This is a genomic window from Shewanella sp. ISS20, assembly GCF_056522965.1.
Genome location: NZ_JAWRZK010000001.1, coordinates 2,572,917 through 2,584,742, shown reverse-complemented (window position 1 = coordinate 2,584,742; position 11,826 = coordinate 2,572,917). Strand labels below are relative to the sequence as shown.

Below are 11,826 nucleotides of genomic sequence, written 5' to 3'. Positions count from 1 at the left end.
AGATTGAGTACTCAATAATTAGCTTTCTGAATTTCCAAATTTGTCTGGAGACCATAGCACTGTGGCACCACCTGATCCCATTCCGAACTCAGAAGTGAAACGCAGTCGCGCCGATGGTAGTGTGGGGTTTCCCCATGCGAGAGTAGGTCATCTCCAGGCGCCTAATTTCTCGTAAGAGAGTCGATAAAGCCCGTTGCCATGCAACGGGCTTTTTTCGTTTAGATTTTTGATTAACTTGCGTTCACAACGTCTGACGCTAGAGCTTGCTATGTAAGCGTCCGGGCAAGTACATCTTCACCTTATATTGTTGAACCTCTATCTTAACGACTGACCATTTCATCAGGAGTTAATATAGCTAAACGTTCCCATGAAGACTGGGCTGTTTTGATACAACAACAACCCGCTAGCGGCTTAACGATTACCGCTTTTTGCCGTCAGTATAAGCTTAGTCTTAGCGGATTTTACGCCCGTAAAGCCGATATGACTAAAACAAGCAGTCCAAAGGTTACGCCGTTTGTTCAGGCCACCGTGACCTCGCCGACAGCGATGACGACCCAAGCTCAACCTGGCCCTCCTCAACAAAGTATCTGCTTACAACATCAAACAGGTTTATGGACTTTTCCCTGTTCATTACCCGCAACTTATTTGCTTGATATCATCAAAGGCCTGCAAGCATGTTGATGTTTCGTGAGCTTCCTCGCGTGTACCTGCATCGAGCACCAGTGGATTTTTGTCAATCAATAAATGGCTTAGCCGTTATCGTTGAGCAACAATTGTCGCTATCAGCCACCGATGGCAGCGTGTTTGTGTTTTGTAATAAAGCCCGTGACAAACTCAAGATTTTGTATTGGGATAACACCGGTTTTGCACTTTGGTACAAGCGCCTCGAACAGGCTAAATTCAAGTGGCCAACTCAAAGCGAAGATGAGTGTATGAGCTTATCTGAGCAGCAGTTTCATTGGCTACTTTCAGGATTTGACGTATTAGGCCATCAACATATTAAGGGCTTGAGTTACAGTTGATCGCCATTACGTATGCTGTTTCCCATAATTAGATCACTGTTTCACCCTTATCTAAGGAGCGTTTTGGTATAATCACACCATGAAATTAAGCCCTGAAAACCTACCCAACGACGTTGATTTACTTAAGCAATTATTGCTTGAGACGTTGGCGGCTAAAGAGGCGGAAATCGCGGCGCTCAAACAATCGGTGCAACGTTTGCTGGAGCAGTTTAGGTTAGCCCAGCAAAAGCGTTTTGGTGCCAGCAGTGAAAGCCATGATTATCAAGGTGAGTTGTTTAACGAAGCTGAAGTCACGGTTGATGAGCCCGTTGAATTAACGGCAGATGCTGATGTGTCAGTACCGCCTAAACAACGGGCCAAGCGTAAATTATTGCCTAAAGACCTGCCGCGAGAAATTATTATCCATGACATCAGCGATGAAGATAAGCAGTGTGATTGCTGTGGACATCAGCTGGCGTTAATGGGCCAAGATAGCAGCGAGAAGCTTCAGTTTATTCCGGCACAAATCAGTGTGATTGAACACGTTATATTAAAATACAGCTGCAAGCATTGCGAAACGCAAGGCACTCAGGCCAATATTAAACAAGCGCCGGTGCCCGCCAGTCCTATTCCTAAAAGCTTTGCCACTCCAAGCCTATTAAGCCAACTTATCACCAGTAAGTATCAGTACGCATTACCGCTGTACCGGCAAGAAACCTTGTTCAAGCAACATGGTATCGCCTTAAGTCGGCAAACCATGGCAGATTGGATGATGAAATCGGCCGCGCTGTTTAAACCCTTATATGATTTACTGCACCAGCATTTGTTAACACAAGAAGTCATCCATGCGGACGAAACCACGCTCAACGTGATTAACGATGAGCGGGTGAAATCCTATATGTGGGTGTATTGCTCCGGTGCGGATGGACCAAGCACTGAGCCTAGATATCAAGGTTTACGCAGCATTGTACTGTACGACTATCAAGACGGTAGCCGTGCGAGCTCGTGCGTGAGTCATTTTCTGGCCACCGAGCAAACGGTGTTTAATGGTTATTTACCGGTCGATGGTTACGCAGCTTACCAGCAGGTAAGTCATAAACTTGTGGGCTGTTCGGCTTAGTCTCCTGAGTCGCTCTACCTCCTGCATCCATGCAGTCGTGGGCACACGCGCGGCGTAAGTTCAAAGAAGCGATAGTGGCACAAGGAAAAAACAAAACAGGCAAAGTCAGTAAAGCAGATATGGCACTGAGCATGATAGCCAAGCTGTACCGGATTGAAACGCAAATACAATCACTGAGTTTACAGGAACGGCTGTATTTTAGGCGCACGCACTCAGCTGCCCAACTGGCGTTATTTAAGCAATGGCTGGATAAATCAGCGCAGCAAGTGTCAAAGCAAAGCCCTCTGGGCAAAGCCATCCATTACAGCCTCAATCAATGGTCAAAGCTGAGTCTTTATACAGAAGACAGCCGACTGAATATCGACAACAACCGTGCCGAACGCGCAGTAAAACCGTTTGTGATAGGGCGTAAAAATTGGCTATTTAACCACAACCATCGTGGTGCTGAGGCGAGTGCTATTTTATACAGCATCATAGAAACGGCCAAGGCAAATGGGCTAACGCCATTCGATTACATTGAACACTGTTTAGAGCAATTATCTCACCCTCACTGCGACCTCAATAGCCTCTTACCTTGGCAGGTTGATCTAGGCAAGGTGTAGATCACCGGACGTTTACTTTGTAAAGAGTGGTATTTATCAATAAATCAGGTCTTGGTGAGCCATTGCACCTTCTTTATTTAAACGTGTGGCGGCTTGAGTCTCGATAGCATGGATTACTTGGATAAGTCCATAGCTGCAACAATCAAGTTAACTGCTCAGTGAAGGATGGTTATCCGTAGCTTAATCTTCGGCACGATGATTGGCTCTAGGCATAGTCAATACTGCTCCTCAGCTGGTGATAATGCTGTAATGCTCCCTGTGCTTTACTTTAGGGATGGATTGTCATGTTAAAAAAAGCTTGGTTAGCGGCTTTTATTGCACGATAAGTAAATTATGGTGCTATTTGATGATGGTGGCTTAGCGAAAAATAAAGGGATTAGCCCTTTCACTGGGGAAGTTCGTCATGGATAACCTTGATAGAACGATAGAGTCGCGAGGTCTAGCCTACTGAGTTTATGAGTGTGCAGTGGGTAACTCTGTGGGTAAGCTGTGCGCCTCATGGTCGTAAGTTGAGTGTAAATAAATAATGACACTTTATGGCGAAAAGCGCTTGCACAATAGCGAACACTCCCTATAATGCAGCCCATCGACACGAGATGGTGCGGCAACGCAGTAGATAGTGACGACTTACTGACTACTTAAGGTATTCAGTAGTGACGACAAGTTGTTGAATAAAACACTTGACGCACAACAGGAAATGCGTAAAATACGCATCCCTAGCCCGTAGCGGCAACGTTCTTTAACAAGTAGAAGACAAGCAAATCTGTGTGGACATTCACAGTAGTTGATAAATCGACAACGATTTAAAACGTCTCGCAAGAGACTTCAACGAAGATGTCCGCATAACATGCAAATTCGGTGATTTATCATCGAATCGACAGAATTCATTGAGCAGGACCTTTGGGTCCGAACAAAACTTTAATTGAAGAGTTTGATCATGGCTCAGATTGAACGCTGGCGGCAGGCCTAACACATGCAAGTCGAGCGGCAGCGGGAAGTAACTTGTTACTTTGCCGGCGAGCGGCGGACGGGTGAGTAATGCCTGGGAATTTGCCCATTTGTGGGGGATAACAGTTGGAAACGACTGCTAATACCGCATACGCCCTACGGGGGAAAGCAGGGGAGCCTTCGGGTCCTTGCGCTGATGGATAAGCCCAGGTGGGATTAGCTAGTAGGTGAGGTAAAGGCTCACCTAGGCGACGATCCCTAGCTGTTCTGAGAGGATGATCAGCCACACTGGGACTGAGACACGGCCCAGACTCCTACGGGAGGCAGCAGTGGGGAATATTGCACAATGGGGGAAACCCTGATGCAGCCATGCCGCGTGTGTGAAGAAGGCCTTCGGGTTGTAAAGCACTTTCAGTAGGGAGGAAAGGTTGACGGTTAATACCCGTTAGCTGTGACGTTACCTACAGAAGAAGGACCGGCTAACTCCGTGCCAGCAGCCGCGGTAATACGGAGGGTCCGAGCGTTAATCGGAATTACTGGGCGTAAAGCGTGCGCAGGCGGTTTGTTAAGCGAGATGTGAAAGCCCCGGGCTCAACCTGGGAATTGCATTTTGAACTGGCAAACTAGAGTCTTGTAGAGGGGGGTAGAATTTCAGGTGTAGCGGTGAAATGCGTAGAGATCTGAAGGAATACCGGTGGCGAAGGCGGCCCCCTGGACAAAGACTGACGCTCATGCACGAAAGCGTGGGGAGCAAACAGGATTAGATACCCTGGTAGTCCACGCCGTAAACGATGTCTACTCGGAGTTTGGTGTCTTGAACACTGGGCTCTCAAGCTAACGCATTAAGTAGACCGCCTGGGGAGTACGGCCGCAAGGTTAAAACTCAAATGAATTGACGGGGGCCCGCACAAGCGGTGGAGCATGTGGTTTAATTCGATGCAACGCGAAGAACCTTACCTACTCTTGACATCCAGAGAATTCGCTAGAGATAGCTTAGTGCCTTCGGGAACTCTGAGACAGGTGCTGCATGGCTGTCGTCAGCTCGTGTTGTGAAATGTTGGGTTAAGTCCCGCAACGAGCGCAACCCTTATCCTTATTTGCCAGCACGTAATGGTGGGAACTCTAGGGAGACTGCCGGTGATAAACCGGAGGAAGGTGGGGACGACGTCAAGTCATCATGGCCCTTACGAGTAGGGCTACACACGTGCTACAATGGTCGGTACAGAGGGTTGCAAAGCCGCGAGGTGGAGCTAATCTCACAAAGCCGATCGTAGTCCGGATTGGAGTCTGCAACTCGACTCCATGAAGTCGGAATCGCTAGTAATCGTGGATCAGAATGCCACGGTGAATACGTTCCCGGGCCTTGTACACACCGCCCGTCACACCATGGGAGTGGGCTGCACCAGAAGTAGATAGCTTAACCCTTCGGGGAGGGCGTTTACCACGGTGTGGTTCATGACTGGGGTGAAGTCGTAACAAGGTAGCCCTAGGGGAACCTGGGGCTGGATCACCTCCTTACCTATGCGATTTAGCATTACTGTTGAGTGTTCACACAGATTGCCTTGTCTTGTTGACGAGCAAAACATTACCTTCCTTTGAAGGGGTGTCGTTCTTTAAAAATTTGGAAAGCTGATAGTAGAACTTAATGCGCGAGCATTAGGTGATACAAAATTGAGTTCTCAAAATACTTTAATCAAGTGTTTTGGATATTCTTTAACTTCAGAAATGAAGTAAATCAAGGCGTTCTTTTGCGAAAGCAAGAGACAGTAAAAACCAGCTAGTTGCAATACGCTCAAGTGAAACTCATTTGGGTTGTATGGTTAAGTGACTAAGCGTATACGGTGGATGCCTTGGCAGTCAGAGGCGATGAAGGACGTAGTAACTTGCGAAAAGCGTTGGCGAGCTAGTAACAAGCATTTGAGCTAACGATGTCCGAATGGGGAAACCCGGCCACATAAGTGGTCATCATACAGTGAATACATAGCTGTATGAGGCGAACCTGGGGAACTGAAACATCTAAGTACCCAGAGGAAAAGAAATCAACCGAGATTCCCTAAGTAGCGGCGAGCGAACGGGGATTAGCCCTTAAGTCTAGGGGGTGTTAGTGGAATGGTCTGGAAAGTCCAACGGTACAGGGTGATAGTCCCGTACATGAAAACTAACCTTAGATGAAAACGAGTAAGGCGGCACACGTGATATGTTGTCTGAACATGGGGGGACCATCCTCCAAGGCTAAATACTCCTGACTGACCGATAGTGAACCAGTACCGTGAGGGAAAGGCGAAAAGAACCCCTGTGAGGGGAGTGAAATAGAACCTGAAACCGTATACGTACAAGCAGTGGGAGCGGTTCTTGAGACCGTGACTGCGTACCTTTTGTATAATGGGTCAGCGACTTACATTTAGTAGCGAGGTTAAGCGAATAGCGGAGCCGTAGGGAAACCGAGTGTTAACTGCGCGTTTAGTTGCTAGGTGTAGACCCGAAACCCGGTGATCTAGCCATGGGCAGGTTGAAGGTTGAGTAACATCAACTGGAGGACCGAACCGACTAATGTTGAAAAATTAGCGGATGACTTGTGGCTGGGGGTGAAAGGCCAATCAAACCGGGAGATATCTGGTTCTCCTCGAAAGCTATTTAGGTAGCGCCTCGCACGAATACCATTGGGGGTAGAGCACTGTTAAGGCTAGGGGGTCATCCCGACTTACCAACCCTTTGCAAACTCCGAATACCAATGAGTACTATGCGGGAGACAGACAGCGGGTGCTAACGTCCGTTGTCAAAAGGGAAACAACCCAGACCGTCAGCTAAGGTCCCAAAGTACTAGCTAAGTGGGAAACGATGTGGGAAGGCTTAGACAGCTAGGATGTTGGCTTAGAAGCAGCCATCATTTAAAGAAAGCGTAATAGCTCACTAGTCGAGTCGGCCTGCGCGGAAGATGTAACGGGGCTAAGCTAGTCACCGAAGCTACGGGTGCATTTCATTAGAGATGCGCGGTAGAGGAGCGTTCTGTAAGCCGTTGAAGGTGAAGGGGTAACCCACGCTGGAGGTATCAGAAGTGCGAATGCTGACATGAGTAACGATAAAGGGGGTGAAAAACCCCCTCGCCGGAAGACCAAGGGTTCCTGTCCAACGTTAATCGGGGCAGGGTGAGTCGACCCCTAAGGCGAGGCCGAAAGGCGTAGTCGATGGGAAACGGGTTAATATTCCCGTACTTGTGCTAACTGCGATGGAGAGACGGAGAAGGCTAGGCTAGCGCGGCGTTGGTAGTCCGCGTTTAAGGTGGTAGGCGGTATTCTTAGGCAAATCCGGGAATACATACGCTGAGAGCTGATGACGAGGTCCTACGGGACTGAAGTAGTTGATGCCATGCTTCCAGGAAAATCTTCTAAGCTTCAGGTTAGCAGGAATCGTACCCCAAACCGACACAGGTGGTCGGGTAGAGAATACCAAGGCGCTTGAGAGAACTCGGCTGAAGGAACTAGGCAAAATGGTACCGTAACTTCGGGAGAAGGTACGCTCCTGCCGGTGATGAGACTTGCTCTCTAAGCTAGCGGGAGTCGCAGATACCAGGTGGCTGCAACTGTTTATCAAAAACACAGCACTGTGCAAAATCGCAAGATGAAGTATACGGTGTGACGCCTGCCCGGTGCCGGAAGGTTAATTGATTGGGTTATCTTCGGAGAAGCTCATGATCGAAGCCCCGGTAAACGGCGGCCGTAACTATAACGGTCCTAAGGTAGCGAAATTCCTTGTCGGGTAAGTTCCGACCTGCACGAATGGCGTAATGATGGCCACGCTGTCTCCAGCCGAGACTCAGTGAAGTTGAAATTGCGGTGAAGATGCCGTATACCCGCGGCTAGACGGAAAGACCCCGTGAACCTTTACTATAGCTTGGCACTGAACATTGAACCTACATGTGTAGGATAGGTGGGAGACTTTGAAGCATGAACGCTAGTTTGTGTGGAGTCGTCCTTGAAATACCACCCTTGTAGTTTTGATGTTCTAACCTAGGTCCCTTATCGGGATTAGGGACAGTGCCTGGTGGGTAGTTTGACTGGGGCGGTCTCCTCCCAAAGAGTAACGGAGGAGCACGAAGGTTGGCTAAGTACGGTCGGACATCGTACGGTTAGTGCAATGGCATAAGCCAGCTTAACTGCGAGACAGACACGTCGAGCAGGTACGAAAGTAGGTCATAGTGATCCGGTGGTTCTGAATGGAAGGGCCATCGCTCAACGGATAAAAGGTACTCCGGGGATAACAGGCTGATACCGCCCAAGAGTTCATATCGACGGCGGTGTTTGGCACCTCGATGTCGGCTCATCACATCCTGGGGCTGAAGTCGGTCCCAAGGGTATGGCTGTTCGCCATTTAAAGTGGTACGCGAGCTGGGTTCAGAACGTCGTGAGACAGTTCGGTCCCTATCTGCCGTGGGCGTTGGATGATTGAGGGGAGCTGCTCCTAGTACGAGAGGACCGGAGTGGACGAACCGCTGGTGTTCGGGTTGTCATGCCAATGGCATTGCCCGGTAGCTACGTTCGGAATCGATAACCGCTGAAAGCATCTAAGCGGGAAGCGAGCCCCAAGATGAGTCATCCCTAGGACTATAAGTCCTCTGAAGGGCCGTCCGAGACTAGGACGTTGATAGGCAAGGTGTGTAAGCGTTGTGAGGCGTTGAGCTAACTTGTACTAATGACCCGAGAGGCTTAACCATACAACCCAGATGGGTTTTACTGAACAAGCCTGAAAGAATCGAAAAATACTTGATTGAAGATTGAGTACTCAATAGCAAAAAATCCCAGGTCGCTTAGCTCAGCTGGGAGAGCACCTCCCTTACAAGGAGGGGGTCACTGGTTCGAGCCCAGTAGCGACCACCAATTTTTGACAGCTTTCCGAATTCCAAATTTGTCTGGAGACCATAGCACTGTGGCACCACCTGATCCCATTCCGAACTCAGAAGTGAAACGCAGTCGCGCCGATGGTAGTGTGGGGTTTCCCCATGCGAGAGTAGGTCATCTCCAGGCGCCTAATTTCTCGGAAGAGAGTCGATAAAGCCCGTTGCCATGCAACGGGCTTTTTTCGTTTAGATTTTTGATTAACTTGCGTTCACAACGTCTGACACTAGAGCTTGCTATCCTAATCGTTGGGTTGTAAGCGTCCGGGCAAGTACATCTTCAGCTTATATTGTTGAACCTCTATCTTAACGACTGACCATTTCATCAGGAGTTAATATGGCTAAACGTTCCCATGAAGACTGGGCTGTTTTGATACAACAGCAACCCGCTAGCGGCTTAACGATTACCGCTTTTTGCCGTCAGCATAAGCTTAGTCTTAGCGGATTTTACGCCCGTAAAGCCGATATGACTAAAACAAGCAGTCCAAAGGTTACGCCGTTTGTTCAGGCCACCGTGACCTCGCCGACAGCGATGACGACCCAAGCTCAACCTGGCCCTCCTCAACAAAGTATCTGCTTACAACATCAAACAGGTTTATGGACTTTTCCCTGTTCATTACCCGCAACTTATTTTGCTTGATATCATCAAAGGCCTGCAAGCATGTTGATGTTTCGTGAGCTTCCTCGCGTGTACCTGCATCGAGCACCAGTGGATTTTCGTCAATCAATAAATGGCTTAGCCGTTATCGTTGAGCAACAATTGTCGCTATCAGCCACCGATGGCAGCGTGTTTGTGTTTTGTAATAAAGCTCGTGACAAACTCAAGATTTTGTATTGGGATAACACAGGTTTTGCACTGTGGTACAAGCGCCTCGAACAGGCTAAATTCAAGTGGCCAACTCAAAGCGAAGATGAGTGTATGAGCTTATCTGAGCAGCAGTTTCATTGGCTACTTTCAGGATTTGACGTATTAGGCCATCAGCATATTAAGGGCTTGAGTTACAGTTGATCGCCATTACGTATGCTGTTTCCCATAATTAGATCACTGTTCCACCCTTATCTAAGGAGCGTTTTGGTACAATCACACCATGAAATTAAGCCCTGAAAACCTACCCAACGACGTTGATTTACTTAAGCAATTATTGCTTGAGACGTTGGCGGCTAACGATAATGCTCTCGCGTTAAAAGAGGCGGAAATCGCGGCGCTCAAACAATCGGTGCAACGGTTACTTGAGCAATTTAGGTTAGCCCAGCAAAAGCGTTTTGGTGCCAGCAGTGAAAGCCATGATTATCAAGGTGAGTTGTTTAACGAAGCTGAAGTCACGGTTGATGAGCCCGTTGAATTAACGGCAGATGCTGATGTGTCAGTACCGCCTAAACAACGGGCCAAGCGTAAATTATTGCCTAAAGACCTGCCGCGAGAAATTATTATCCATGACATCAGTGATGAAGATAAGCAGTGTGATTGCTGTGGACATCAGCTGGCGTTAATGGGCCAAGATAGCAGCGAGAAGCTTCAGTTTATTCCGGCACAAATCAGTGTGATTGAACACGTTAGATTAAAATACAGCTGCAAGCATTGCGAAACGCAAGGCACTCAGGCCAATATCAAACAAGCGCCGGTGCCAGCCAGCCCTATTCCTAAAAGCTTTGCCACGGCAAGTCTATTAAGCCAACTTATTACTAGCAAATACCAATATGCGTTACCACTGTACCGGCAAGAAACCTTGTTCAAGCAACATGGTATCGCCTTAAGTCGGCAAACCATGGCAGATTGGATGATGAAATCGGCGGCGCTGTTTAAACCCTTATATGATTTACTGCACCAGCATTTGTTAACACAAGAAGTCATCCATGCGGACGAAACCACGCTCAACGTGATTAACGATGAGCGGGTAAAATCCTATATGTGGGTGTATTGCTCCGGTGCGGATGGACCAAGCACTGAGCCTAGATATCAAGGTTTACGCAGCATTGTACTGTACGACTATCAAGACGGTAGCCGTGCGAGCTCGTGCGTGAGTCATTTTCTTGCCACCGAGCAAACGGTGTTTAATGGTTATTTACAGGTCGATGGTTACGCAGCTTACCAGCAGGTAAGTCATAAACTTGTGGGCTGTTCGGCTTAGTCTCCTGAGTCGCTCTACCTCCTGCATCCATGCAGTCGTGGGCACACGCGCGGCGTAAGTTCAAAGAAGCGATAGTGGCACAAGGAAAAAACAAAACAGGCAAAGTCAGTAAAGCAGATATGGCACTGAGCATGATAGCCAAGCTGTACCGGATTGAAACGCAAATACAATCACTGAGTTTACAGGAACGGCTGTATTTTAGGCGCACGCACTCAGCTGCCCAACTGGCGTTATTTAAGCAATGGCTGGATAAATCAGCGCAGCAAGTGTCAAAGCAAAGCCCTCTAGGCCAAGCCATCCATTACAGCCTCAATCAATGGTCAAAGCTGAGTCTTTATACAGAAGACAGCCGACTGAATATCGACAACAACCGTGCCGAACGCGCAGTAAAACCGTTTGTGATAGGGCGTAAGAACTGGCTGTTTAACCACAACCATCGTGGTGCAGTGGCGAGTGCTATTTTATACAGTATCATAGAAACGGCCAAGGCAAATGGGCTAACGCCATTCGATTACATTGAACACTGTTTAGAGCAATTATCTCACCCTCACTGCGACCTCAATAGCCTCTTACCTTGGCAGGTTGATCTAGGCAAGGTGTAGATCACCGGACGTTTACTTTGGGTTGAAGAATGTTGGATATGTGGTTTTAAATGGCGCTAAGGTAAGGCCTAGGATAACTAGACACTTTATAATGTCCTAAAATAACGATTTTCATATTCAGTGGGTGAAACCCTGCCATTAGCAGTGTGACGCCGTTTCGGATTATAAAACATCTCAATGTATTGAAAAATATTTAACCTAGCTTCTTCTTGTGTTTTGAACTGAATACGTCTGACTTTCTCTTTCTTTAAGTTACTGAAAAAGCTTTCTGCGACAGCATTATCCCAACAATTTCCACGCCGGCTCATGCTTTGCTCAATATTTAATGTCGCCAGTAATTTCTTGTATCGACGACTCGTGTATTGGCTGCCTTGATCAGAATGAAGCTTAACGGTGTTAGTTGGTTTTCGCCGCCAGTAAGTCATCGTTAACGCATCGAGCACTAAATCATCTGTCATTCGATTCGACATCGACCAAGCGACAATATTCCTGGCATACAAATCGGTGTTTTTCAAGGTAGTTGTCGCTTGAGC

At 47.9% G+C, this 11,826-nt stretch carries 4 protein-coding genes, 1 tRNA gene, 4 rRNA genes and 3 pseudogenes; 11 read left to right on the top strand and 1 reads right to left on the bottom strand.

Annotated elements, in window-relative coordinates; translation table 11 throughout:
* Window positions 1–43 precede the first annotated feature (43 nt).
* The 11 genes and pseudogenes from rrf (AC1HDP_RS11765) (at window position 44) to tnpC (AC1HDP_RS11715) (ending at window position 11,293) form a co-directional block, all read left to right on the top strand.
* Window positions 44–159 (top strand): 5S ribosomal RNA (gene rrf / locus AC1HDP_RS11765).
* Between the two features lie 168 nt (window positions 160–327).
* Window positions 328–681 carry an IS66 family insertion sequence element accessory protein TnpA gene (gene tnpA / locus AC1HDP_RS11760; protein WP_479639808.1) on the top strand — a complete coding sequence of 118 codons (354 nt, stop codon included), beginning with the start codon at window positions 328–330 and terminating at the stop codon, window positions 679–681.
* Window positions 675–1,022 carry an IS66 family insertion sequence element accessory protein TnpB gene (gene tnpB / locus AC1HDP_RS11755; RefSeq protein WP_479637569.1) on the top strand — a complete coding sequence of 116 codons (348 nt, stop codon included), beginning with the start codon at window positions 675–677 and terminating at the stop codon, window positions 1,020–1,022. The genes tnpA (AC1HDP_RS11760) and tnpB (AC1HDP_RS11755) overlap by 7 nt, the downstream gene beginning before the upstream one ends.
* Before the next feature lie 79 nt (window positions 1,023–1,101).
* Window positions 1,102–2,723 (top strand): annotated as a pseudogene (gene tnpC, locus AC1HDP_RS11750) (IS66 family transposase).
* A gap of 919 nt (window positions 2,724–3,642) precedes the next feature.
* Window positions 3,643–5,189: ribosomal RNA gene (locus AC1HDP_RS11745) — 16S ribosomal RNA — on the top strand.
* A 300-nt stretch (window positions 5,190–5,489) separates the two neighbouring features.
* A 23S ribosomal RNA gene (locus tag AC1HDP_RS11740) occupies window positions 5,490–8,382 on the top strand.
* 87 nt (window positions 8,383–8,469) lie between these two features.
* A tRNA-Val gene (locus tag AC1HDP_RS11735) sits at window positions 8,470–8,545 on the top strand.
* Window positions 8,546–8,576: 31 nt separating this feature from the next.
* Window positions 8,577–8,692 (top strand): 5S ribosomal RNA (gene rrf / locus AC1HDP_RS11730).
* Together the 16S, 23S and 5S rRNA genes with 1 tRNA gene alongside form the textbook arrangement of a ribosomal RNA operon.
* A gap of 207 nt (window positions 8,693–8,899) precedes the next feature.
* A complete protein-coding gene (gene tnpA, locus AC1HDP_RS11725; protein WP_479638911.1) occupies window positions 8,900–9,202 on the top strand; it encodes an IS66 family insertion sequence element accessory protein TnpA in 303 nt (100 codons plus the stop codon).
* Window positions 9,203–9,223: 21 nt separating this feature from the next.
* Window positions 9,224–9,571, top strand: a complete 348-nt coding sequence (tnpB, locus tag AC1HDP_RS11720) for an IS66 family insertion sequence element accessory protein TnpB (protein ID WP_479638910.1) — start codon at window positions 9,224–9,226, stop codon at window positions 9,569–9,571.
* A gap of 79 nt (window positions 9,572–9,650) precedes the next feature.
* Window positions 9,651–11,293 (top strand): annotated as a pseudogene (tnpC, locus tag AC1HDP_RS11715) (IS66 family transposase).
* Window positions 11,294–11,379: 86 nt separating this feature from the next.
* Here the strand turns inward: tnpC (AC1HDP_RS11715) and AC1HDP_RS11710 are convergent.
* Window positions 11,380–11,796 (bottom strand): annotated as a pseudogene (locus AC1HDP_RS11710) (IS3 family transposase); the annotation flags it as partial.
* Between the last annotated feature and the right edge of the window lie 30 nt (window positions 11,797–11,826).

Coding starts and splice junctions, on each gene's coding strand:
- tnpA (WP_479638911.1), top strand. CDS start 8,900: ATGGCTAAACGTTCCCATGAAGACTGGGCTGTTTTGATACAACAGCAA.
- tnpB (WP_479637569.1), top strand. CDS start 675: ATGTTGATGTTTCGTGAGCTTCCTCGCGTGTACCTGCATCGAGCACCA.
- tnpB (WP_479638910.1), top strand. CDS start 9,224: ATGTTGATGTTTCGTGAGCTTCCTCGCGTGTACCTGCATCGAGCACCA.